The organism is Streptomyces sp. NPDC087310 (genome assembly GCF_044744405.1).
In the GTDB taxonomy this organism is placed as follows: Bacteria; Actinomycetota; Actinomycetes; order Streptomycetales; family Streptomycetaceae; genus Streptomyces.
This window is the reverse complement of sequence record NZ_JBIUYF010000005.1, coordinates 578639-602259: the sequence shown is the minus strand read 5'-3', so window position 1 is coordinate 602259 and position 23621 is coordinate 578639. Positions and strand designations below refer to the sequence as shown.

Annotated in this window: 22 protein-coding genes and 1 pseudogene; 11 read left to right on the top strand and 12 right to left on the bottom strand. The window is 72.0% G+C overall.

The window, feature by feature from the left end; all coding sequences use genetic code 11:
- Positions 1 to 32 precede the first annotated feature (32 nt).
- The 5 genes from ACIO3P_RS21910 (at position 33) to ACIO3P_RS21890 (ending at position 4214) form a co-directional block, all read left to right on the top strand.
- Positions 33 to 308 carry a ubiquitin-like small modifier protein 1 gene (locus tag ACIO3P_RS21910; protein WP_329824902.1) on the top strand — a complete coding sequence of 92 codons (276 nt, stop codon included), beginning with the start codon at positions 33 to 35 and terminating at the stop codon, positions 306 to 308.
- A 357-nt stretch (positions 309 to 665) separates the two neighbouring features.
- Entirely contained in the window at positions 666 to 869 is a 204-nt protein-coding gene (locus ACIO3P_RS21905; protein ID WP_005315736.1) for a cold-shock protein, read from the top strand.
- A 324-nt stretch (positions 870 to 1193) separates the two neighbouring features.
- On the top strand, positions 1194 to 2819 hold the full coding sequence (groL, locus tag ACIO3P_RS21900; RefSeq protein WP_329824903.1) for a chaperonin GroEL: 1626 nt from the start codon (positions 1194 to 1196) through the stop codon (positions 2817 to 2819).
- A 196-nt stretch (positions 2820 to 3015) separates the two neighbouring features.
- On the top strand, positions 3016 to 3525 hold the full coding sequence (locus tag ACIO3P_RS21895) for a sigma-70 family RNA polymerase sigma factor (protein WP_329824904.1): 510 nt from the start codon (positions 3016 to 3018) through the stop codon (positions 3523 to 3525).
- Positions 3525 to 4214 carry a hypothetical protein gene (locus ACIO3P_RS21890; RefSeq protein ID WP_329824905.1) on the top strand — a complete coding sequence of 230 codons (690 nt, stop codon included), beginning with the start codon at positions 3525 to 3527 and terminating at the stop codon, positions 4212 to 4214. Before ACIO3P_RS21895 ends, ACIO3P_RS21890 begins: the two co-directional genes overlap by 1 nt.
- Positions 4215 to 4386: 172 nt before the next feature.
- On the opposite strand, the gene ACIO3P_RS21885 is transcribed toward ACIO3P_RS21890, so the two are convergent.
- On the bottom strand, positions 4387 to 5058 hold the full coding sequence (locus tag ACIO3P_RS21885; RefSeq protein ID WP_329824906.1) for a hypothetical protein: 672 nt from the start codon (positions 5056 to 5058) through the stop codon (positions 4387 to 4389).
- A complete protein-coding gene (locus tag ACIO3P_RS21880; protein ID WP_401789293.1) occupies positions 5058 to 5654 on the bottom strand; it encodes a hypothetical protein in 597 nt (198 codons plus the stop codon). Before ACIO3P_RS21880 ends, ACIO3P_RS21885 begins: the two co-directional genes overlap by 1 nt.
- Positions 5655 to 5955: 301 nt before the next feature.
- Here ACIO3P_RS21880 and ACIO3P_RS21875 point away from each other — a divergent pair, with 301 nt between their 5' ends.
- Positions 5956 to 7416, top strand: coding sequence for an FG-GAP and VCBS repeat-containing protein (locus ACIO3P_RS21875; protein ID WP_401853162.1), 1461 nt, complete (start codon positions 5956 to 5958; stop codon positions 7414 to 7416).
- Between the two features lie 40 nt (positions 7417 to 7456).
- On the opposite strand, the gene ACIO3P_RS21870 is transcribed toward ACIO3P_RS21875, so the two are convergent.
- The 4 genes from ACIO3P_RS21870 to ACIO3P_RS21855 are packed head-to-tail and all read right to left on the bottom strand — an operon-like array spanning position 7457 to position 12175.
- Positions 7457 to 10402 (bottom strand): M48 family metallopeptidase, encoded by a 2946-nt coding sequence (locus ACIO3P_RS21870; RefSeq protein WP_401853160.1) that lies wholly within the window; start codon positions 10400 to 10402, stop codon positions 7457 to 7459.
- Positions 10403 to 10409: 7 nt separating this feature from the next.
- A complete protein-coding gene (locus tag ACIO3P_RS21865; RefSeq protein WP_401853157.1) occupies positions 10410 to 11015 on the bottom strand; it encodes a hypothetical protein in 606 nt (201 codons plus the stop codon).
- 28 nt (positions 11016 to 11043) lie between these two features.
- Positions 11044 to 11352, bottom strand: coding sequence for a DUF397 domain-containing protein (locus ACIO3P_RS21860; protein WP_329824911.1), 309 nt, complete (start codon positions 11350 to 11352; stop codon positions 11044 to 11046).
- Positions 11333 to 12175: a helix-turn-helix transcriptional regulator gene (locus ACIO3P_RS21855; protein WP_329824912.1), complete on the bottom strand. Its 843-nt coding sequence runs from the start codon at positions 12173 to 12175 to the stop codon at positions 11333 to 11335. The genes ACIO3P_RS21860 and ACIO3P_RS21855 overlap by 20 nt, the downstream gene beginning before the upstream one ends.
- 145 nt (positions 12176 to 12320) lie before the next feature.
- On the opposite strand from ACIO3P_RS21855, the gene ACIO3P_RS21850 reads away from it, so the two are divergent.
- Positions 12321 to 12728, top strand: coding sequence for an amidase (locus tag ACIO3P_RS21850; RefSeq protein ID WP_329824913.1), 408 nt, complete (start codon positions 12321 to 12323; stop codon positions 12726 to 12728).
- Positions 12729 to 12781: 53 nt separating this feature from the next.
- Here the strand turns inward: ACIO3P_RS21850 and ACIO3P_RS21845 are convergent, their stop codons facing one another.
- The 3 genes from ACIO3P_RS21845 to ACIO3P_RS21835 all read right to left on the bottom strand — a co-directional run bounded on the left by ACIO3P_RS21845 (position 12782) and on the right by ACIO3P_RS21835 (position 16374).
- Complete coding sequence (locus ACIO3P_RS21845) at positions 12782 to 14281, bottom strand: PTS transporter subunit EIIC (protein ID WP_401853154.1); 1500 nt, start codon at positions 14279 to 14281, stop codon at positions 12782 to 12784.
- Between the two features lie 33 nt (positions 14282 to 14314).
- Entirely contained in the window at positions 14315 to 15313 is a 999-nt protein-coding gene (gene murQ / locus ACIO3P_RS21840) for an N-acetylmuramic acid 6-phosphate etherase (protein ID WP_329824915.1), read from the bottom strand.
- A 137-nt stretch (positions 15314 to 15450) separates the two neighbouring features.
- Entirely contained in the window at positions 15451 to 16374 is a 924-nt protein-coding gene (locus ACIO3P_RS21835) for a MurR/RpiR family transcriptional regulator (protein ID WP_329824916.1), read from the bottom strand.
- Positions 16375 to 16453: 79 nt separating this feature from the next.
- Between ACIO3P_RS21835 and ACIO3P_RS21830 the strand changes: the two genes are divergently transcribed.
- From ACIO3P_RS21830 to ACIO3P_RS21820, 3 genes and pseudogenes are all read left to right on the top strand, one after another.
- Positions 16454 to 16942, top strand: a complete 489-nt coding sequence (locus ACIO3P_RS21830; RefSeq protein WP_401853152.1) for a hypothetical protein — start codon at positions 16454 to 16456, stop codon at positions 16940 to 16942.
- Positions 16939 to 17202, top strand: a pseudogene (locus tag ACIO3P_RS21825) (DUF4031 domain-containing protein); the annotation flags it as partial. The gene ACIO3P_RS21830 and the pseudogene ACIO3P_RS21825, both read left to right, overlap by 4 nt.
- Positions 17203 to 17401: 199 nt before the next feature.
- Positions 17402 to 18061, top strand: coding sequence for a TetR/AcrR family transcriptional regulator (locus tag ACIO3P_RS21820; protein ID WP_401853149.1), 660 nt, complete (start codon positions 17402 to 17404; stop codon positions 18059 to 18061).
- On the opposite strand, the gene ACIO3P_RS21815 is transcribed toward ACIO3P_RS21820, so the two are convergent.
- The 3 genes from ACIO3P_RS21815 to ACIO3P_RS21805 form a co-directional block, all read right to left on the bottom strand.
- A complete protein-coding gene (locus ACIO3P_RS21815) occupies positions 18015 to 19322 on the bottom strand; it encodes a Cmx/CmrA family chloramphenicol efflux MFS transporter (RefSeq protein WP_401853260.1) in 1308 nt (435 codons plus the stop codon). The two genes, ACIO3P_RS21820 and ACIO3P_RS21815, sit on opposite strands and share 47 nt — an antisense overlap.
- 273 nt (positions 19323 to 19595) lie before the next feature.
- On the bottom strand, positions 19596 to 20246 hold the full coding sequence (locus ACIO3P_RS21810) for a hypothetical protein (protein WP_401853146.1): 651 nt from the start codon (positions 20244 to 20246) through the stop codon (positions 19596 to 19598).
- Between the two features lie 55 nt (positions 20247 to 20301).
- Positions 20302 to 22632, bottom strand: coding sequence for a heavy metal translocating P-type ATPase (locus ACIO3P_RS21805; protein WP_401853145.1), 2331 nt, complete (start codon positions 22630 to 22632; stop codon positions 20302 to 20304).
- Between the two features lie 193 nt (positions 22633 to 22825).
- Here ACIO3P_RS21805 and ACIO3P_RS21800 point away from each other — a divergent pair, with 193 nt between their 5' ends.
- Positions 22826 to 23545: a copper homeostasis protein CutC gene (locus ACIO3P_RS21800; RefSeq protein WP_401853143.1), complete on the top strand. Its 720-nt coding sequence runs from the start codon at positions 22826 to 22828 to the stop codon at positions 23543 to 23545.
- Positions 23546 to 23621: the final 76 nt, after the last annotated feature.

The window sequence follows — 23621 nt, the reverse complement described above, 5'->3', positions numbered from 1 at the left end:
CTGACCACCGACACCGAGAAAGGCTTCCCACCATGAGCGTCAAGGTCCGTATCCCCACCATCCTGCGCACCTACACCGGTGGCCAGGCCGAGGTTCCCGCGGAGGGCGCCACCCTCTCCGAGGTCATCCAGTCGCTGGAGACGAACCACCCGGGCATCGCCGGGCGCGTCCTGGACGACCAGGGCAAGCTGCGCCGCTTCGTCAACGTGTACGTGAACGACGACGACGTCCGCTTCGAACAGGGCCTGGAGACCGCCACGCCGGCGGGCGCGGGCATCTCGATCATCCCGGCGGTCGCCGGAGGCTGACGCCGCCGAACGCAACGCAGAACGGCCCTCTCCGCAGCAGAAGCGGAGGGGGCCGTTCTACATGGTTGAGCACGGTAGAGTGTGGGAACGCCCCGCTGTCGCCCGCTCCGTACGCGAGCGAGAACGCGACAACATGAGGGCAAAGTCCTGGAGCCTTTTGCGGCGTACGTACGCTTTGCCCGGCCCGACTTGTCCCGGAACGCAGTGGATTCAGCACTATGCGTGTTCGGCCACGCCCAGAATTCTCGTCCGATTGACCTGTTGCAGAGGGCAGTTGGGCAGATACATTCAGCCGCGGTCGACGCGTTCCGGCGCGAAGTGTGGCCCCGTGCAAGGGCCAGTAATAGGGGAGTTGGCATGGCTCAGGGCACCGTCAAGTGGTTCAACGCGGAGAAGGGCTACGGCTTCATCGCGGTCGACGGTGGTGCGGATGTATTCGTCCACTACAGCGCGATCCAGATGGACGGTTACCGCACCCTTGAAGAAGGTCAGCGAGTGGAGTTCGAGATCTCGCAGGGCCAGAAGGGTCCGCAGGCGGACATGGTCAAGCTCGCCGTCTGATCCCGGCGCGATCGGCCACCGACGCACTCACGTACTCGGTACAGACTCCGCATCGCACTCACGCATGAGGGGCCCGCATCCCGCACCAGGGATGCGGGCCCCTCATGCGTGACCCTCCAACGAGGTCCTGTAGGCGCTTGCACTCTCGGGGGTCGAGTGCTAATTATTGGCGTTAGCACTCTGCAAGTGAGAGTGACAACTTAGGACCGGGTCGGTGAGGCCCGAAGAGCCGGTGGGGCAAGGAACCGCCGACTCTCAGGCCGTCCGTCGCGGGCGCCAGCGCGGTCCGGAGAAATCCACCCCAGTCCGGGAGGACCACTTCACATGGCCAAGATCATCGCGTTCGACGAGGAGGCACGGCGCGGTCTCGAGCGCGGGATGAACCAGCTCGCCGACGCCGTCAAGGTCACCCTTGGTCCCAAGGGCCGCAACGTCGTCCTCGAGAAGAAGTGGGGCGCCCCCACGATCACCAACGATGGTGTGTCCATCGCCAAGGAGATCGAGCTCGAGGACCCGTACGAGAAGATCGGCGCCGAGCTGGTCAAGGAAGTCGCCAAGAAGACGGACGACGTCGCCGGTGACGGTACGACCACCGCGACCGTCCTCGCCCAGGCGCTCGTCCGCGAGGGCCTGCGCAACGTGGCGGCCGGCGCCAACCCGATGGCCCTCAAGCGCGGCATCGAGAAGGCCGTCGAGGCCGTCTCCGGCGCCCTGCTGGAGCAGGCCAAGGACGTGGAGACCAAGGAGCAGATCGCTTCGACGGCCTCCATCTCCGCCGCCGACACCCAGATCGGCGAGCTCATCGCCGAGGCGATGGACAAGGTCGGCAAGGAAGGCGTCATCACCGTCGAGGAGTCGCAGACCTTCGGCCTTGAGCTTGAGCTCACCGAGGGCATGCGCTTCGACAAGGGCTACATCTCGGCGTACTTCGCCACGGACATGGAGCGTATGGAGGCGTCGCTCGACGACCCGTACATCCTGATCGCCAACTCCAAGATCGGCAGCGTGAAGGACCTCCTTCCCCTGCTGGAGAAGGTCATCCAGTCCGGCAAGCCCCTGCTGATCATCGCCGAGGACGTCGAGGGCGAGGCCCTGTCGACCCTGGTCGTCAACAAGCTCAAGGGCACCTTCAAGTCCGTCGCCGTCAAGGCCCCGGGCTTCGGTGACCGCCGCAAGGCGATGCTGAACGACATCGCCATCCTCACCGGCGGCACGGTCATCTCCGAGGAGGTCGGCCTCAAGCTGGAGAACGCCGGTCTCGACCTGCTCGGCCGCGCCCGCAACGTCGTCATCACCAAGGACGAGACGACCATCGTCGACGGTGGCGGCGACAGCGACCAGGTCGCGGGCCGCGTCAGCCAGATCCGTGCCGAGATCGAGAACAGCGACTCGGACTACGACCGCGAGAAGCTCCAGGAGCGCCTGGCGAAGCTGGCCGGCGGCGTGGCCGTCATCAAGGCCGGCGCCGCGACCGAGGTCGAGCTCAAGGAGCGCAAGCACCGCATCGAGGACGCGGTGCGCAACGCCAAGGCCGCCGTCGAGGAGGGCATCGTCGCCGGTGGTGGCGTGGCTCTGCTCCAGGCTGCCTCGGTCTTCGAGAAGCTTGAGCTGACGGGCGACGAGGCGACCGGCGCGAACGCGGTCAAGCTCGCGCTGGAGGCTCCGCTCAAGCAGATCGCCGTCAACGGTGGTCTTGAGGGCGGCGTCGTCGTGGAGAAGGTCCGCAACCTGACGGTCGGTCACGGCCTGAACGCCGCGACCGGCGAGTACGTCGACATGATCGCCGAGGGCATCATCGACCCGGCGAAGGTCACGCGCTCCGCTCTCCAGAACGCCGCGTCCATCGCCGCGCTGTTCCTCACCACCGAGGCCGTCATCGCCGACAAGCCGGAGAAGGCCGGCGCGGCCCCGGCCGGCGGCGGCATGCCGGGCGGTGACATGGACTTCTGATCGGCCTGAGGCCGCCCGGACGCCCGCCGCGTCCGGTCGGCCGGTCGATCGACCGTCCTGACCGAGGGCGGCACCCCTTCTTCGAGCTTTCGGCTTTCGAGCCTCGGCTTTCGAAGGGGTGCCGCCCTCGGGCTTTTTCCCCGGTTCTTCTGCTTCGGGATGTAAGGATGCGCCCGGTCCATGACATCTATGGGGTGTGGAGACCTTGAAGACCGGGAGTGAGCGGGACCGCGCCGCGCGGTTCACCGCCTTGTACGTCCGTGACCACCCACGGGTGTCCGCCTTCGTGCAGCGGAGGTCGGGGGACCGGGCGGCGGCCGAGGAGCTGACCGCCGAGGTCTTCCGTACGGCCTGGGAGCGCATGACGGACGGCCAGGAGGTCGGTACGGGCTGGCTGTTCGTCACCGCGCGGAATCTGCTGAGCAACCACTACCGCTCGATGGAGCGGCTGACGGAGCTGCACCGGCGGATCGGCGACGAGCTGGACCGCGGTCCTGCCTCAGGACCGGACGAAGCCGTCCTCGACGCGCTCGACCGGCTGCCGTCCCACCACCGCGAGGTGCTGCTGCTGAGCTACTGGGACGGGCTGAGCGCCGCCGAGGCCGGTCAGGCGCTGGGCTGTTCGGCGCCCGCGGTGTGGGTGCGGCTGCACCGGGCCCGTAAAGCGTTCCGTGATGTGTTCGACCTGCCCGAGGAGTCAGTGTGATGCGCGTGAAGTCGATGATCCGGAACGCCAATCCGGTACCGGTCCCGGAGCCCGGGGAGCTGTCGCCGCGCGCGGCGGCCGAACTCGCCGCTCTGGTGGGGCCCGTGGACGAGGGGGCACGCCCGGTCCGTACGGTGGCCGTCCGCCGCCCGCCCCGGCGCGGCTTCATGACGGCCGTCGTCGCGTGCGGGGCCGCCGCCGTCATCGGCGGTGCCACCTTCTTCCTGCTCCCCGGCGATCCGGCGGCCCCCGGCGAGGGGCCGGGCGCCGGACCGGGCGGCGGAGCCGTCGCCGACGAGCCGTACTTCGGGACCACGGCCCAGTTGGAGGGCGTCGCGACCGTGATCGTACGGGCGAGGCTCGGCGCCGGCCGGGAGGAGGACGCCGACGACATCAGGACGACCGTCGCGACGGCGGACGTGGTCGCGACCGCCAAGGGGAAGACCCCGGGCGACTCGATCGAGGTCGCGTACACCACCCCGGGCTCCGGGCCCGAGACGGCCGGGCTCACGGCGGGCAAGGAGTACGTCCTGCTGCTGGAGGAGAGCGGCGACGGGGGGTACGTCCTGGTGAACACCACGCAGGGCTGGTACGGCGTGGGCGGCGACGGCCGGCGCGCGGTCGCCGGGAACGACAACGACGTGGCCCTGAGCCCCGGGGTCCTCAAGGCGCTCCGGCTCGCGGAGTAGAGCGGTGCGGAGCGGGGCGGGGAGCGGCCCGGAGAACGGGGCGGAGAACGGGGCGGTGAGCGGGGCGGTGGGGAGTGGCACGGGGAGACGAGGGCGGGGCGGCACGGAGGGCGATGTCCTCCGTGCCGCCCCGCCGCCCGGGTGCGGCTCCGGTGCGGTGGGCGCGCGCCGCCTACTTGGCGCTGATCCGCTGCGTCCGGTCGGCGAGCTGGCTGATCCTGCCCGCGTTGTCGAAGCCGCCGCCCGACACGGCCTTGACCGCGCCGCCGGACCCGACGGTGTAGAGCGCCTGCTCCGGGTTGAGCAGGTCGTACGGGTTGGCGCCGCCGTTGTCGGCGAGCATCAGCACGTACTCGGTGCCGCCCCTGGCGAGCGTCGTGGTGTCCCGCTCCTTGTACGTGACGCCCTTGTACGTACCGCCGAGCTGGCTGACCTCGACGGTGTCCCCGACGGCGGCGTCCCCGGCGAGCACCTGGGAGACCTTCACCGTGGAGACGGTGACGACCACCGGGTCGGCCTCCGCCTCGGCCTCGGCCTGGGCGAGCTCCTTCGGGGAGAGACCCGCCTGCGGGTTGGTGGCCGGGTCGCCGCCGGCCGAGGTCTCGGGCAGCAGGGGCTCGACCCGGGAGCCGACCACGGTGCCCCGGACGACGAGGTCGGACTCCCCGATGACCGCGTCGAGCGAGTCGTAGGCGGGGTAGTCCGCGTGGTACGCCACGACGTCCGCCGAGGATCCGGCCCCGGACCCGGAGCCGTTCGCGGCTCCGCCGTCCGAGGAGCAGCCGACGACGCCGAACGCGGCGAGGGCCGCGGCGCCGGTGACGAGAATGTTCCGGGTCGCCATCACGAGTAGATCCTCTTCACCTCGGACTTGTCGTACGCCAGCGGCTTCTGCACCGTCGTGCGATTACGGCTGTGCTTCATGAGCGACGCTTTGCTGGTATTCGGGTTGTCGTCGAGACTCAGCGCGTGCCCGAGTTCGTGCGTGGTGGTGCTGCGGACCCACTGGTCGTACTTCGAACCGGCATCCCGGTCGAGAGTCCTCGCATTCACCTGGATCTTGAAGACCCGATTGGCGCGAGAACCGGACGGCGCGTAAACCCCGTACCAACTCGCGCTGTAGCGACCGGCCGTGAACGATGCCTTTGCGGTGGACTTCCGGCCTATCTTGGCCTTTACCCCGGCGTCGTTCCAGTTCTTGCGGCCGGTGTCGAAGTACTTGACCCACTCATTGTTGATGCCGACGGTCTTGACGTTGAACGACCGCTTCGGCATGCCGCCGCTGTAGTACGTGGCCTGCGCGGATGTCGATCCGGCCAGGGTGCCGGCGACGGCCAGCGCGGTGCAGGAAGTGAGCACGAGCGATGCGCGTGCGAATCTCCGATTCAATTTTTTCCCCGTGAATTGGGCATGCGGCAGCGCGATGCCGCGCGCATGCACGATCGAGAATGAGGACGCGGATATACGGCACGCATCCCTGAAGAGCTGAACTTCCCCTTTCGATCCCCCCGGCTGGTCCCCCGTCGGTCAGCTCACCCGACGCATCCGACCCTATGGTCCGTCAGGTCCCGTCGTCAAAGGATATCCATCGTCAAATTCACGTAATAAACAGGTGAGTTGGCTCCGCATGTAAAGAACTCTCGGTAGCACGAGGCGGTTCCGAGGTGCCCGTATGATCACATCCGTTCGGTATTCCGGCGGCCTCTCCCGGGGGCCGCCACCGGGAACCTGGGGGGTTCTGATGCGCGCAAGAGCGCTCACCACCGCGGCCGTCTGCGCGGTCACACTGCTCGGCGCCGGCGGTGTGACACCGGCCGCCGCGGCGGCCGACCGTACGGGCCCGGTGCGGGGAGCCGGGGTGGACTCCGGAGCCGGCTCCGGAGCCGACTTCAACGGCGACGGCTATCCGGACCTCGCCATCGGCGCGCACACCACGACCGTCGACGGCGTGAAGCGGGCGGGCGTCGTCACCGTCGCGTACGGCTCCGCCACCGGCCTGAGGCACGACACGGCCGCGATCATCAGCCAGGCCACACCCGGCGTCCCCGGCGACCTCACCGAGGACGGCAGGTGGCGCGCGGTCAGCGCCCACGGCGACCTCGACGGCGACGGCTACGACGACCTGGTGGTCACCTGGGCGGAGCGGCACACGGTGCTCTGGGGGAGCGCCGACGGTCTCACCGGCGCGGGCACCACCGTCGCGCCCGGCATCTACCGGCCCCACGACCCGAAGGTCCTCGGCGGCACCGTCGGTGTGGGCGACGTCAACGGCGACGGGGTCGACGACTTCATCACCCGCGGCAACAACGGCGCCTCGTACGGCCTCTCCGTACGGCTCGGCCCGCTCGACCGTACGACGGGCGCGTCGGCCGGTGTCTGGTTCCGCAACACCGGTTCCCTGGACAAACTCCTGACCTCCGTCGTCCACGTGGGCGACCTGACCGGCGACGGCATCGACGACATCGTGGTCAGCGGCGGGGTCGTCCTCGGGAACGGCACACTCGGGGGCGTGGTGCTGAAGGGCTCGGCCACCGGACTCGTCAAGGGCAGCGGCTTCGGCGGGCCGCAGAAGTACAGCACCTTCTACCCCTCGGCCCTCGGCGACCTGAACAAGGACGGCCACCAGGACCTGGTGACGGGCCATCCGGAGGACAACAAGATCTACGTGGCGTACGGCGGCCCCCACGGCATCGGCGCCACCCCGAAGGCCCGCTCCTACACCCAGGCCGGCACCGGCGTCCCCGGCCTGGACGAGGAGGGCGACCGCTTCGGCTCCGCGCTGGCCATCGGCGACACCGACCGGGACGGCTACGACGACGTGATCATCGGCGCCTCGTACGAGACCGGCGCCGACCCGGCGACCACCACCGCGTCGGGCGCGATCACCGTGCTGCGCGGCAGCGCCTCCGGGATCACCACCACCGGCGCGACGTCCTTCACCCAGAACAGCAAGGGCGTCCCCAGCACCTCGGAGAACAACGACCACTTCGGCTCCGCGGTGTCGGTGCTCGACACGGACCGGGACGGGAACCCGGAGGTCTACGCCGGCGGCAACGGCGAGGACGGCTACAAGGGCCGCGTCTGGACCCTCCCGACGGACACGTCGACCGGAGTCACCGGTACGGGGGCCACCAGCTTCCACCTGGGCACCCTCGGAGGCCCCGCCACCGGCGGAAACTTCGGGTACCGCATGGGGGGCTGACCGGGCTGACCGGGCTGGTCGGGCTGGTCGGGCTGAGCGGTTAGTTCTTGTAACCCGCCTCGGACAGCACCGTGTTGACCCTGGTGGTGACCTTCTCGGCGCTCTTTCCGGCCGCGATCAGTTCACCCAGCGAGGTGGCGAAGAGATCGTAGTCCCGCTCCCTCAGGGCACGTTCGCAGTTCACGCTGCCGTTCCACGCCTGGGTGCCGAGGGCCTGCCAGGCCGACTGGGCCTCGGGGTCCGGTACCCGGAAGTAGGCGCCGTTCACCCAGCCGGCGATTCTGCCGAAGTCGGCGCAGGTGGGCCGGAGCCGGGCCAGATAGGTCAGATTGGCGTTCTTGGTGTCCGCGGCCGTACGCAGCACGGTTCCGAGGTACGTGTAGTCGGCCGCGGCGTGCTCCAGCAGATACCGGCCGCCGAGGCGGTGCCAGGCGTGGACCTGCCGGGCCCTGGTGGCGGTGGACACCGGCACTGCGGTCACATTCGACCACTGGCGGGTCGTCGACTGGGCGGTGGCGGCGTCGGGGACCAGGGTGTGGAACCGGGCCAGGGAGAGCGGCATCACCACGGCGATCCCCACCGCCGCCGCGGCGAGCCCGCCCGCGCCCAGGCGTACGCCGAGGCCCCGGGCCCCGGGCGCCTGCCCGGCGGACCGGGGGCGCGGGCCGCCCGCCCCGCCCGCCGGGCGCGCCCACCGTCGCCGCGCGCGTCCGACCGTCGATCCGGCCGCGGCCACCAGGAAGGCGATGATCGCCGCGAGGGCGAGGGGCCCGTTGATCAGATACGGCAGCGTCCACTGGAGCGACTGCCAGGCGGGCTGCCAGGAACAACTGGTCCGCAGGGTGTTCAGCGGCTCGACGCAGCCGTCGGCGGAGACGAGCAGGATCATTCCCGCGATCCCCAGCAGCGCCGCCGACTCCGCCGCGATCAGGGTGCCGGCCAGGCGGTGCGCGCGGCCGGTCCGTACCCCCGCGACCGCCGCCGCGACCGCCGCCGCCCCCACCAGGACCACGAACAGCCAGACCAGATAGCGGACTTCGTACACACTGTCGCGCTGTTGTGGACCGGGCTGCGAGGTGTGCAGATATGCCTGCACCCCCACCAGGGCGAGCCAGCACACCGCCCCGCCCAGCAGTCCGGGCCGCAGAGCCCGGCGCAGCGGCGGCACCGGCTCTCCGGCCGGCACGGTCCGGCCGCCGCCGGGCAGCGCGCCGGCCACCCAGCGGGGAGTGCCCGGGGCCCGGCCGATCGCCCAGGCGGCCAGCGGCGTCAGCCACAGCGCCGCGATCGCGGCGGGGATCAGCGGTGAGGCGACCGACCCGTTCAGCACCGGACGCGCGGTGACGACCGCCGAGACCATGGCCGACCGCGCCGCGTCGGCGCCCTGCCGCGCCACGTCAGCGCCGGGCACCATCCGCAGGGCCGTCTGGCGCATACCGGTGCTGTTGTACGACGCCCCGGCCGCCCAGGACCACCCGTCCATGGTCCACCAGGCGAACCACGCGGCCAGTACCAGCGTCGAGGACACCAGGCCGATCAGCAGCGGCGGACGGAGCGAACGCCCGCGCCAGGTACTGGCCCAGAGGTGGGCGCACCGCGTGACCCACCAGGCGAACGCGACCCCGGCGCCGAGGACCAGGAGCAGCACCGCGGGCCGCTGCGGCAGCCATTCGGAGCCGCCCATGCCGTATCCGGTGAACAGCCCGCCGGCCCCCAGACCGGCGCCCAGCCACAGCCCCGTCCGTACCCCTGAGGGCACCGGGTCACCGGTGAGGACGGCGTACGCCACCGTCCGCCACAGTGCGGTCCCGATCACCCCGGCGACCAGCGCGGCGGGGGCCAACGCGACCAGTTGGACCCGCCACAGGCTGTACATGTTGTACGTCGACAGGTAGGTCAGCAGATGGAAGTTGACCATCGAGGCGGCGGCCCCGGTCAGGAACACCGGCAGGGCCCGCGCCCCGAACAGCGGCGCCGGGTCCGCCAGCGCGTCACGGCGCTCCTCCCAGCGCGGATGCGTGCCCCAGTGTTCCCGCAGCGCACCGAGCGCGCGCCGGAGCCGGCCGCCCTCCGGGGCCCGGGTGGTGGCGTCCCAGCCCCGGGGGTTCGCACCCCAGCGCACCGCTGCCAGGTCCGCGTAGACCTCCCGGCTGCGCAGCACGTCCGACCGGGCGAGGTGGACGAGCGCGACGGTGAGGACGGGGAGCAGCAGTCCTCGGGTCAGTGCCGGTGCGTCGGTGGACCACGTCCCCCACCTCAGGACACCGCGGACCTGGGTGCTCTCCCACACCAGGTAGGGCACGAGCACCAGGGCGAGGAACACCCGCCACAGGGCGACCGTGCCGTACGTGACGGTGATGTCCCGGTTGGCGATGTGGGCGAACTCGTGCAGCAGCACGGCCCGGAAGCGCTCCGGGTCGGTGGCCCGGCAGGCGAGCAGGCCGCCGTACAGACACACGACCGGTCGCCGGTTGCGGCCGAAGACCACGGCGCCGGTGGTGACGGAGGCCCGGTCCACGACCACGCGCGGCAGCCGGGCGAGACCGGCGGTCTCCGCCAACTCGGCCAGCACGAGCTTGAGTTCACCGTCCTTGTCGACCGACTCCAGTGGTACGGCGCGGCGTCGCCGGGCTTTCAGTACGGGCAGAAGGGTGAACAGCAGCACGGCCGCGGCGGAGAGCAGCACCGGCCAGCCGAAGATCTGCCACTGCGCGGGCGGCGGCGCGTACCTGGCCATGCACGCCTCGTACGGGACCGCCTGGCTCAGGGCGTTGACCGCCGAGGCCATGTCCCCGGACCGGTCCGGGTCGATCCCCAGGGCGAGTTGGCAGCCCACGCGGTCCGAGCTGTGGAGGGAGTTGACGGCGGGCAGCATCATGGCTCCGCCGGCGGCCAGCAGCAGGGCCACCAGCAGCGCGAAGCGCACGGTGGTACCCGCGCCCATCGCCCGTTCGTCGATCCGGGACCGGGCGGCGGGCGTGCCCACGGCGGGCTCAGTCCTCTTGGGCGGTACCGGTGACGGCGGGGGTGTCCGGTCTGCCCTCGGCCGATGCCGAGCCCGCTCCCGATGGCGATGCCGAGTCCGGGCCTGGGGTCGAGTCGGGGGCCGAGTCCGGGCCCGACTCGCCCGGTTCGGCGAGGACCAGCCTGGCCACCACCGAGTCGGCGACCTCCGAGGCGCGCTGGGCGGGGAGCCCGCGCTGCGCGGCGGACTCCAGCACCAACCGCCGTACCTCGGCGAGCTGTTCGCGGGTCAGCGCGGGCACCGTGACCGGCGGCCGGCTCCTGCGGAACAGCCGGCGCAGCAGCGCGGTCGACTGCCGCGACGTCACGTCCACGGCGGAGTCGGCGAAGCGTCTGGCCGCCTGGTCCAGCGTCAGCCAGACCACCGGGGTGATCAGCACCGCGATCTCGCCCATGCCGAATCCCAGGGGCTCCCGCCGCTGCCCCTGACCGCTCAGGCGCCGGACGGCCGTCGTGTCATCGAGGTCGAACAGCCCTTCCAGCATCGGCAGTTCACCCGGCGAGAGGTCGGCGACCACTTCGCGGACCAGGTCGCGTACCGGGCGGTCCCCGGACGGGAGCGCTTCGGAACCCATGTCATCCCCCAAAGATCACTGGACAAGATCACTTCACGTTCGGCGCGGACGGGGCGGTCTTGAGCTCGGTGACGAAGGCGGTCCAGGCCCCCGCCTGGAAGACGAGGCCCCGGGCGTGCGGGGTCTTGGAGTCACGGACGGGGACTATGCCGGCCAGGCCGTCCGCCACCTCCAGGCAGTTGCCGCCGGTACCCCCGCTGTACGTGGACTTCCGCCAGGCCGCGGATCCCGGGAACTCCCGGGCGACTTCGAGGCAGTTGCCACCGTCCCCGCCGCTGTAACTGGCCTTGTGCCAGGTCGCCGCGCTCAGGTCGTACTCACGGCTGCTGCTCTTCATGCGCGTATTCCTCCGCCACTGATTCGATCAGGGCCAAGGATGCTCTCGGTGACAGTGCGGTGGCCCCCAGTAGATCGTAGGTCAGTTCGTACCGGGCGACGGTGGCCGGATCGTCCAGCAATTGCCCCGATCCCAGGCTTTCGAGGTAGGCGAGCGGGGGCGCGTCCTCGAACCCCATCAGCTTGAGCGCGCCGTTCATCGCGGCATGCGCGCCCGCGGTGAACGGCAGTACCTGTACGAGGATCCGGTGCCGCCGGGCCATGGCCGCCACATGGCGCAGCGCCTGGGCCATCATGGCCGGACTGTCCACGGGCCGCCGCAGCACCGCCTCGTCGAGCACGGTCCAAACCATCGGTTTTGTTGGGTCCTTCAACAATGCGGCCCGCTCCATGCGCGCCGCCAGCAGCTCCTCGATGGCCTCCTCCGGAGCCGTCGGGTGGTACGCGCGGAACACCGCGGTGGCGTACGGCCCCGTCTGCAGCAGGCCGGGGATCAGCAGCGGCGCGTACTCCCGGATCATCGTGGCGACCGCCTCGGCCTCCGCCGCCTCGGCGAAGTGGTCCGGGTACTTCGACTTCTTCAGCGCCTCGCAGTTCCGGAAGAAGAAGCCGTCCGTCTTGAAGGTCTGGTCGAAGTACGTCGCGTACTCGGGCTGCATCCTGCGCGTACCGGCCTCCAACTGGCCGATGAACGAGCCGCTGACGAAGAGTGCCGCACCCAACTCGTCCTGGGACAGGTCCGCTTCGCTCCGCTGGTGTCTGAGTTCCGCGCCGAGCATGGCGCGGGGCGACGAGGAGGGGTCGAGGGGTTTCGGTCCAGGCATGGGGATCTCCCGGTTCGGACAGGGGGCGGTGTTGGGCCGCCGTCTCTTTTCAGGCTAACCACACTCGGACACTCTGTGTGCACGCAATCGATACAGAGCGTGGGAGCACACAATGAACGCGACGCGGGACACAAAGGATGCGGATGTGACGTCCCGAACAGGCGAGATCCTGCACCGATTCCGGCTGATCCACTGCCAGGCCGAGGGCACCCCGGACTTCTACGCGCCCCGCTACGAGATGCTCAGGGCCCGGCCGCCGCAGGGGTGTTCGGTCGAGCGCTTCGGTGACTACTTCTGCCTGCGCTGCGAGCGCCCCGGCACCACCCTGCTCGCCGCCGTGGCCCCGCTGTGCGCCGAGATCCGGGAGGAGTACGGGGTCCTCATGAACGACCTGGGGATCGAAGGGCTCTGGGACTGGACCGGCGACGGTGTGGACGGCCACGGCGCGGAGATCGTGGGCCAGTTGCTGCTGATGGCCGCCGAGCGGGGACCGCTGCTCGGGTACGGGGTGGACGACCTGGTGGCGTTCCTGCGTACGGCCGCCGCGGGGTGAGCGCGCGGTGGGTTGAGCGCGCGGTCGTCAGGGTGTGCAGGGCGTGCGGGACCTCAGGGCGTTGACGGTGCCGGTTCCGTGTCCGGCCGCGGGGGTGTGGTCGGGGCGGTCGCGGGCGGCGGTGTGTTGAGTTCGGCCAGCATCGTGTGCGTGAAGCCGAAGCAGTAGGTGGCGACGAACCCCGCGACGTATCCGGTCAGCAGCCCGCCCCCGTACACCGCGAGCGCCTCGCCCAGGCCCCCGTCGCCGGCCAGGAGCGGGAACAGCGCCCAGCCCGACGGACCGATCGCCGTCGAGCCGACCGCCGAGCCGAGCTGGTGGAACAGGCCGACGAAGGCGCCGCCGGCCGCACCGCCCACGCACGCGGTGACGAAGGGGCGGCCCAGGGGGAGCGAGACGCCGTAGATCAGCGGTTCGCCCACGCCGAGGAGGCCCGCGGGGAGGGCGGAGCGGATGGTGCGGCGGAGGGAGGTGTTACGGGGGAGGCGTACATAGACCGCCGCCGCGGCGCCGACCTGGCCCGCCCCGGCCATCGCGAGGATCGGGAGCAGCACCGTGTGGCCCTGCTGTTCGATGAGCGTCGTGTGGAGGGGGATGAGCGCCTGGTGCAGGCCCAGCATCACCAGCGGCAGGAACAGCCCGCCCAGCACCAGGCCCGCGCCCGCACCGCCGTACCTGAGCAGCCAGGTGGCAAAGTCGCCGATGGCGCCGGCGACCGCCCCGGCCGCGTACATCAGGCCGTACAGCGTGACCAGGCCGGGGACGAGGACGGTCAGGGTCGGGGTGACCAGGACGTCCAGCGCCTCCGGCACCCGTCTGCGGCACCACTTCTCGACCCGCACCGCGAGGGCCGCCGCGGCGAGCGCGCCCAGTACCCCGCCCTGGCCCGGGGCGAGATGGCGGCCGAACGCGTCGACCTGCGCGACGCCCGGGAAGACGATGACCGCGGCGACGGCGCCGCCCAGGACGGGGGTGCCGCCGAACTCCTTCGCCGTGTTGCAGCCGACGAACACGGCGATCAGCGACAGGAATCCGGAGGCGAGCGCGGCGAGCGCGGGGGCGAGGGAGGGCAGTTGGTGGAGGTTGGTGAGCAGGCCGCCCAGGCCCGCGATGATGCCGCAGCCGATGAGGGCGGGGATCAGCGGGACGAAGATGTTGGCGATCCTGCGGAGCAGGAGTTTGACCGGTGTGGCGTTCCTGGCCTTCCGCGACGATCTCATCGCCTCGCCCTTCGCCGCCAGGCCGTCAGCGGTGGGCGCGGAAGGGGGCGGGCTCGGACTTGGGGAAGGGGACGGCGTACGGGACCGCGTCAGCAGGGACTCGAACTCCGGGGTCACCCGTGCCACCGTCCCCGGGCCCAGCACGATCTGGTACGTCTCGTCCTCCACCACCCCGAGCACGGCGGGCAGCGCCCGCAGCTCCGCCTCCCGTACCAAGGAGCGGTCGTGCAGACCGAGGCGGAGCCGTGTCATGCAGTGGGCCACGGAGGAGACGTTCGCGGCGCCTCCGACGAGCGGGAGGATCGCTTCCGCCGTGGCGCGGTTCTTGTCCATGGGGCGCTGCCTTGCTTGGGAGGGACCCGGAGGTCAGGGGGCGGGGGACGGGTGGGTCCGCAGGAGCGCCGCGCGCAGATGGCCGTCGTGCTCCGTCAGCAGCCGCGCGGCCGTCGGTCCGTCGACCGCGCCGAGGATGAGCAGGATGGCGTTCTTGACCTCGCCGTCGGTGGCGGCGAGCGCCGACTCGATCTCGTCGTCGGTCGCGCCCGTGGCGAGAGAAACGATCCGGCGGGAGCGGGCGCGCAGCTTCTCGTTGGAGGCGCGGACGTCGACCATGAGGTTTCCGTATGTCTTGCCGCGCCGGATCATCGTGATCGTCGAGAGCATGTTGAGGACGAGCTTCTGCGCCGTACCGGCCTTGAGACGGGTGGAGCCCGTGAGCAGTTCGGGCCCGACGACGACCTCGATGCCGTGTTCGGCCGCCGCCGCGAGCGCGCTGCCCTCGTTGCAGGAGAGGCCGATGGTGAGCGCGCCCAGGGAGCGGGCGTGCTCGACGGCGCCGACCGCGTACGGGGTGCGGCCGGAGGCGGAGACGCCGACGACCGTGTCCGCCGAGGTCAGCTTTATCGCCGTCAGGTCGGCCGCCGCCAGCTCCCTGGAGTCCTCGGCGCCCTCGACCGAGGTGACCAGTGCGCCGGGGCCGCCCGCGATCAGGCCGACGACCTCGCCCGGGTCGGTGTTGAACGTCGGCGGGCACTCGCTGGCGTCCAGCACACCGAGCCGCCCCGCCGTACCGGCGCCCGCGTAGATCAGCCGTCCCCCGTGGGCCACGCGCTCGGCCGTGGCGTCGATGGCGGCGGCGATACGGGGGAGCTGGGTGGCGACGGCGGCCGGGACGGTGGCGTCCTCACCGTTCATGATCCGGGCGATGTCGAGCGTGGGGAGCTGGTCGATCTCGGCCAGTTCGGGGCGGAACGCCTCGGTGGTGAGCGTGTCGAGCTGGGCGCGGAGGTCGCCGTACGCTCCGGTCTCGCCGTTGTGCGTGTGGTGCGTGTGCTGCGTGTGGTTGGTGCGGCGCGTTGAGGACATGGGGAAGCGGCTCTTTCTTTCCGGGGGTGCGGGCGCCGGTTTCCGGGGGTGCGGGTGCCGGTGTGAAGGAGATACGCGGCGGAGCCAGTCGTGGAGCCGGTGGTGGAGCCGCGCCGTGGTGAAGGTGAAGCCGTGCGTCAGCGGGCGCTGCTGCGCGGGCTGTGGCGGTGCGCGAGCGCTTCGTACGAGGCGGAGAGCGCGGGCGCCGCCGTCTCGTACGTACGCTGCGCCACGCCTATGAACAGGCAGTCGACGACGAGGAGCTGGCTCGTACGGCTGGACATGGCGGCCGGGCGCAGCTCGCTCTCGCGGGCGGTGGAGGTCGTCAGCACATGGTCGGCGTACTGGGAGACCGGGCTGTCCGGGCGGCCGGTGATCGCGACCGTCGTCGCGCCCCGGTCGAAGGCGGCGCGGAGCGGTTCGATGACATCGCCGGTGGAGCCCGAGTGGGTGATCGCGATGGCCACGTCGCCTGGCTGGAGCTGGACGGCGTTGGTGACGGCGAGGTGCGGGTCGCTGTGGGAGTGCGCGATGAGTCCGATACGGAGCAGTTTCTGCGCGAGGTCCATGCCGACGAGGGAGGACGCGCCGACGCCGTAGATGTCGATCCTGCGGGCGGCGACGGACGCGGCGACGACGGCGCCGAGCTGGACGGTGTCGAGCCCGGCGGCGGTGTCGGCGAGGGTCTGCTGTTCGTCGTAGGCGAGCTTCGCGACGACGTCCCCGATCGGGTCGTCCACGGCTATGTCGGCGGTGACGGAGGGCGCGCGGCCGGACTGCTGCTGGGCGGCGAGACCGGCGAGGGCGAGGCGGAGATCGCGGTAGCCGGGGTAGCCGAGGAGCCGGGCGGTGCGGACGACGGTGGCCTCGCTGGTGCCGGTCAGCTCGGCGAGGCCGGTGACGGTCAGGGCGGCGCAGCCGGCCGGGTCACCGGCGACGGCTTCCGCGACGAGCTGCATGGAGCGCGTCATGGTCGGTGCGAGGGTCCGCACCTTGGCGGCGAGGGCGGCGGGGGCGGGGGGAGCGTCACCGCTGAAACTTTCCTTCACGTCTTGGGTCACTCTTGAAAGATATTTTCGACCCTGGGGGTCGTCAACCCCCTCGGGCGGCGTGGGGCGGCACCCGGGGGACAATTGCGGGATGGACGACGAGAACCCTGGTCCGGACCCGGACGCGACCCCCGACGCGACCCGGGGTCCGAGCCCGGACGCGACCCCGAGTCCCGACCCGCTGGAGTCGGCGCTGCACGCCGCCCGCGCGCTGGTCCTCGCCGACCTGGCGGCCGGGGACGTGGCGCGCCCCGAGGTCGTGTCCCTGGTCGAGGAGTCGGTCTCGCACCGCCGCTGGTGGGTCGGGCAGTGGCCGGAGGGGGTGGCGTTCGTGGCGGGGCTGGTCGCCCAGGACGTCCAGGACGCGCTGATGGAACGGTACGGGCGCTGGCCGCTCTGCCCGGTCTGCGCGGAGGCCGAGCCGCACGCGCTGGAGGTCGAGCCGGAGCTGGGACCCGATCCGCACTGGGTGTGCGGGAAGGCGGGGGTGGTGGTCGCGGCGGTCGGCGCGCTGGGCGGAGCTGGCGGACCTGGCGGAGCGGGCGGAGTTGACGGACCGGGCCGGGCGGGATCCGTATGACGGTGTACATCGACCCGCCCACCTGGCCCGGCCACGGCCGCCTGTGGTCGCACCTGGTCAGCGATGTCTCCTTCGGTGAGCTGCACGCCTTCGCCGCGTCGATCGGCTGCCCGCCGCGCGCCTTCGAGCGGGACCACTACGACATACCGTCGGACCGTTATGGCGACGCGGTGCGGGCGGGTGCGGTGGAGATCGGCCCGAAGGAGCTCGTCCGCCGGCTCACGGGGGCGGGCCTGCGCCGTCCGAAGGGCCGCCCGGCGTGCACCGATCCCGGGATCGATTCCGGCACCGACGCCGGCACCGATCCCCGCATCGCCCCCGGCGCCGACCTCGGCACCGACGCCGGCACCGATCCCCGCATCGCCCCCGGCGCCGACCTCGGCACCGACCCCGGCGCCGATCTCCGTGATAACCTCTAATTATATCTTGATGGTATAGCGCTCGGAAAGGTGACTGGCCATGGCGGAGACCGGCACGAAGACCCCCCGCGAGCGCTACCGCGCCCAGGTGCGCACGGAGATCAAGGACCGCGCCTGGGAGCAGATCGCCACGGCGGGCGCGTCCGCGCTCTCGCTCAACGCGATCGCCAAGCTGATGGGCATGAGCGGCCCCGCGCTCTACCGCTACTTCGCCGGCCGCGACGAGCTGATCACGGAGCTGATCAGGGACGCGTACCGCAGCCTCGCCGACAGCTTCCACGCGGTCGCGGCCTCCGGCGGCGATGTGACCGCGCTCGCGTACGACCTGCGCCGATGGGCGCTGGAGGACCCCCACCGGTACCTCCTCATCTACGGCACCCCCGTCCCCGGCTACCACGCACCCGACGACATCACCGCGATCTCCGGCGAGATCATGACGACGCTGCTCGACGCGTGCGGCGCACTGCCCGAGGACGGTCCGGAGACCCCGTTCGAGGCGAACCTCGCGGACCACCGGCAGTGGGCGGGCGGTCACCCCGCCCCGCCCGCCACCCTCCGCCGGGCCCTGACCCTCTGGACCCGGCTGCACGGCGTGCTGTCCCTGGAGCTCGCGGGCCACTTCACCGGGATGGCGTTCGATCCCGCCCTGCTGTTCAGGGCCGAGCTGACAGACCTCGTCGGTCCGCCGCCCGCTCGCTGACCGGCGGTACGGTCCCGGGCGCCGCGCCGGCGTCCGGGTCCGGGACGGAGGCGGCGGCGGAGGCGGCCGCGTCGACAGCCGCGCACGCCGCCGAACCGGTCACCACCCGGCTGGCCGTCGCGCGGTGGAGGCGGAGCGACAGCGCCGCCAGGCCGATCGCGACCACGGTCATCGCCGCGCCCGCCCACGCCGTCGAGGCGAAACCGAGGTCCGCGTCGATCACCGTGCCGCCGAGCCAGGGCCCGCCCGTGTTGCCGAGGTTGAACGCGGCCGTCGCGGTGGCGCCCGCCAGGGTCGGGGCCGCGGCGGCGATGTTGAACATCCGGGCGTTGAGCGCGGGCGCCGTGTAGAACGCCGAGACGCCGAGCAGGAACGTCAGGACGATGACGGCGACCGGGTTCGAGGCGGTCAGCGCCAGCAGCGCGAGCAGCACCGTCGACGCGGTGACGCCGCTGATCAGGACACCGAAAAGGTGCGCGTCCGCGTACCGGCCGCCCAGCGCCGTACCGACCAGCGCGCCGATGCCGAAGAGGCCGAGCACCGTCGGGACCCAGCCGCTGTCCAGGCCCGCCACGTCCGTGAGCAGCGGGGCGAGATACGAGAAGGCACAGAAGACCCCGCCCGCCGCGAGCGCGGTGACGGCGATGGAGAGCCAGACCTGACGGTCCCGGTAGATGGCCAGCTCCCGCTTGAGGCGCGGCTTCTCGGCGGGCAGCGGGATGCGCGGGATCAGGGTCGCCACACCGGCCAGGGCGACCGCGGAGGCCGCGCCGACCGCCCAGAACGCCGAGCGCCAGCCCAGGTGCTCACCGAGGAACGCACCGGCGGGAACGCCGAGGACGTTGGCGATGGAGAGCCCGCCGATCATGACGGCCATCGCGCGGGCCCGCGCGGTCGGCGCGACCATGGCGATGGCGACGGCCGCGCCGACCGCCCAGAACCCGGCGCACGCGAACGCGCTGACCACCCGGGACGCGAACAGCACCTCGTACGACGGGGCGAGCGCGCCCGCGACCTGACCGAGGCCGAAGACCGAGATCAGGGCGATGAGCGTGGTGCGGCGGGGGAGGCGCAGGGTGGCCACGGCGAGCAGCGGGGCGCCGATGACCATGCCGATCGCGAACGCGGAGATGAGCAGTCCCGCGGTCGGGATGGACACGTCCATGTCGGCGGCGAGCGGCGGCAGCAGGCCGGAGAGCATGAACTCGCTCGTGCCGAGCGCGAAGACCGAGAGGCCGAGGATGTAGACGGCCAGCGGCATACGGGCCGCCGGGGGAGCGGCCTCGAAGGGCGTGGCGGAAGGCGCGGCGGAGCGCGCCGCGGAGGGTGGCGCGGAAGGCGGGTCGGACACCGGAGCCGCTGCGGAAGCGGGGTCGGGGACGCTGGTCGGGGCCGGGGAGCCGGGATCGGCGGAGTCGGGCATGACAGGTGCAACCCCTGCCGTCGGCCGTGACATTCCGGCCCGGATCATCTGTTCGGATGGTGAGATCGGACGAGGGGATCAGGACGCGGGGATCGGAGGGTGACGAGGGGATCAGAGGGTGAGGCCGCGGAGCTCCGACGCCATGTTCGCGCGGGCCCGCGCCTCCCACTCCCGCACGCCGTACGGGGTACGGAACAGGCCGGGCAGTGCGAGCAGTTGCTCCAGTACGGCCGCCCGGCCCGTGCGGAAGTCCGGGTCGGGGACGAAGCCGTACTCCTCCCGTACGGCCGCCGTGTACGCGGCGTACGCGTCCGGCGCCGAGGCCAGGATCGCGAGGTCGGCGTCGCACAGGACGGCGCCGTTCCGGTCGCCGGGGCCGGTGGCGTGCCCGGCGGTGAGCCGGACGAGCCGGGCGACCTCGGCCGTACCGTCCGCGCTCAACCCGGCCTCGGGCAGGGCGCGTTCGGCGAGCCGGGCGGAGCGCTCCTCGTTCTCGGAGCGGTCCGGGCGGTAGACCGCGTCGTGGAACCAGGCGGCGAGGCGTACGAGCGCCGGGTCCTCCGCGTACTCCGCGAGCGTGTCGACCCGGTCCAGGACGGCGGTCAGGTGGTCGGTGGTGTGGTACCGGCGCTGCGGCTCGGCCCAGCGGGCGAGCAGGTCGTCGGCGTACGCGTAGGGATCGGGGGCCGCGTCGCCCGGCGCCGGGAGCAGGGACCGGAGGGTGATCGCGAAGCGGTCGCGGAGCGCGGCGGAATCAGGCATGCCGAAAGCCTAGGCCAGTCACGGCCCAGGCCCCCGGCAGCCGGTGGGGGTGCGGTCAGGATGCCTTGAAGCGCCTCAGCCGCTGGCTGTTGCCGACGACGAAGACCGACGAGAACGCCATCGCCGCGCCCGCGATCATCGGGTTGAGGAGTCCGGCGGCGGCCAGCGGCAGCGCCGCCACGTTGTACGCGAAGGCCCAGAACAGGTTCCCCCGGATCGTGCCCAGGGTTCTGCGCGCCAGGCGGATCGCGTCGGCCGCCACGCGCAGGTCGCCCCGTACGAGCGTGAGGTCGCCGGCCTCGATCGCGGCGTCCGTGCCGGTGCCCATCGCGAGGCCCAGATCGGCCTGGGCGAGGGCGGCGGCGTCGTTGACGCCGTCACCGACCATCGCCACCGACCGGCCCTCCGCCTGGAGCTTCCTGACCGCCTCGACCTTGTCCTCGGGCATGACCTCAGCGATCACCCGGTCGGCGTCGATCCCGACCTCGGCGGCCACGGACGCGGCGACGGCCCGGTGGTCACCGGTGAGCAGGACCGGTGTCAGACCCAGCGCGCGCAGCCGCCGTACGGCTTCCGCGCTGGTCTCCTTCACCGCGTCCGCGACGTCGAGGACGGCCCGCGCCTCGCCGTCCCAGGCCACCGCGATGGCCGTACGGCCCGCCGCCTCGGCCTCCGCCTTGCGCCGCGCCAGCTCCTCGGGCAGGTGGATCTCCCACTCCGCGAGGAGCTTCGTCCGGCCGACGAGGACCGCGTGGCCCTCGACCACACCCTGCACACCGAGGCCGGGCACGTTCGCGAACTCCTCGGGCGCGGGGAGCGTACCGACGCGTTCGGCGGCGCCCTCCGCGACGGCGCGGGCGACGGGGTGCTCGGAGGAGTGCTCCAGGGCGCCCGCCAGCCGCAGCACCTCCTCGTCGGTGGTGGAGTCCGCGCTGTGCGTGGCCAGGAGGGTCATCCTCCCGGTGGTGACGGTGCCGGTCTTGTCCAGGACGATGGTGTCCACGCGCCGCGTCTGCTCCAGCACCTCGGGCCCCTTGATGAGGATGCCGAGCTGCGCGCCGCGCCCCGTACCGACCATGAGGGCGGTGGGCGTGGCCAGCCCGAGGGCGCACGGGCAGGCGATGATCAGTACGGCGACGGCGGCCGTCAACGCGGCCGTCAGACCGCCGCCCGCCGCCAGCCAGCCGCCGAGCGTGGCCAGCGCGAGCACGATCACGACCGGCACGAAGACGGCGGAGATCCGGTCGGCGAGGCGCTGTACGGACGCCTTGCCGTTCTGGGCGTCCTCCACCATGCGCGTCATGCGGGCGAGCTGGGTGTCGGAGCCGATACGGGTGGCCTCCACGACGAGCCGGCCGCCCGCGTTGAGCGTCGCCCCGGTGACGCCGTCGCCCACCGCCACCTCGACCGGGACGGACTCGCCGGTCAGCATCGACGCGTCGACGGCGGAGGAGCCCTCGACGACGGTGCCGTCGGTGGCGATCTTCTCGCCGGGCCGTACCAGGAAACGGTCGCCGACCTGGAGTTCCGCCGTGGGCACGGTGGTCTCCCGGCCGTCGTGCAGGACGGTGACCTCCTTGGCGCCGAGGTCGAGCAGCGCGCGCAGGGCGGCGCCGGCCGTGCGCTTGGAGCGGACCTCGAAGTAGCGGCCGGCGAGGATGAAGGCGGTGACCCCGGCGGCGGCTTCGAGGTAGATGTTCCCGGAGGCGTCGCCGCGGCTGATCGTCAGCTCGAAGGGGTGGGTCATGCCGTGCATACCCGCCGTACCGAAGAAGAGCGCCCACAGCGACCAGAGGAACGCGGCCGAGGTGCCGACCGAGATGAGCGTGTCCATCGTCGCGGCGCCGTGCCGGGCGTTGGTCCAGGCGGCGCGGTGGAAGGGCCAGCCCGCGTAGGTGACGACGGGGGCGGCGAGGGTGAGCGACAGCCACTGCCAGTTGTCGAACTGCAGCGGCGGGATCATGGCCATCGCGATGACCGGGACGGAGAGGACGACGGCGGTGATCAGCCGCTCGCGCAGGGTCCGCAGCTCGGCGTCGTCCTCGTGCTCTTCTTCCTTCCCTGATTCCTCCCCTGATTCCCTCCCTGACCCGTCTCCCGTCGGCGCGGGGCGGGCGGGGCGTGCGGCCGGGGGCTGGTGCGCCGTGTAGCCGGTGGCCTCGACGGTGGCGATCAGATCGTCCACGGAGAGCCCGTCGGCGTAACTGACCTTGGCCTTCTCGGTCGCGTAGTTGACGGTGGCCTCGACGCCGTCCATGCGGTTGAGCTTCTTCTCGACCCGCGCGGCGCAGGAGGCGCAGGTCATGCCGCCGATCATGAGCTCGACTTCGGCGGTGGAGCCTGCTGCGGCGCCGGTCGGTGTGCCGGTGGTCCGGGTGGTGCTCATGGGCGGCGGCTCCTTCTCTTCGACCTCTTCGACCGATACTTCATCGTACCCCCTAGGGGTATAAACTCCTTCCTGTATACCCCCCTCCCGTATGTAATTCAAGAGGTGGTGGTGACCCGTGCGGCCCTTTAGGCTTGAATATTGGACTAGACCTGTCTCCCCGTCCCCTCCCCGACGAATGAGGTCCCCTCTCATGACCAAGCGCGCAGTCCTGGAGGTGATCGCCCTCGACGCGGAGGACGCGATCGCCGCACGGAACGGAGGTGCGGACCGCCTCGAACTGGTCACCGACATGGCGGCGGACGGGCTGACCCCGGCCACCGCGACCTTCGCGAAGATCCGCGCGGCCGTCCCGCTCCCCCTGCGGGTGATGCTCCGGCTGACGGACGGATTCGCGGCGGGCGGCCCCGACGGCGCCCGGGCGCTGGTCGAAGCGGCGCGGGCGCTGCGGGCCGAGGGCGCGGACGAGTTCGTCCTCGGCTTCCTCGACCCGGACGGCACCCCGGACCTGGTGACCGTCGAGCGGCTGACCGCCGAACTGGACGGCTGCCACTGGACCTTCCACCGGGCGATCGACCACGCGGCCGACCGCGACGCGCTGCGCACGAGCCTCGCGGACCTGCCCGGCCTGGACACCTACCTCACCGCGGGCTCCCCGGCCGGCGTCACCGATGGCCTGCCCACCCTCCTGGCGGAGGCGGCGGCCGGCGCCCGCGGCGAACCGGGGTACGGGGCACGCCTCATGGCCGGCGGCGGCCTGTCGCTGCCCCACGTGCCGGTCCTGCGCGCGGCGGGCGTGACGGCGTTCCACATCGGCGGCGCGGCCCGCCCGGCGGGCTGGGGCGCGCCGGTCTCGGCGGCGGCGGTACGGGAGTGGCGCGCGGCGCTCGACACGGTGACCGCCGACAGGTGACGGGCGGGCGGGGTGAGGTGCGGCAGGGGCGCCCCCGCCGCACCTCACCCCCTCAAGCCCCCCTCAAGAAGCCCCT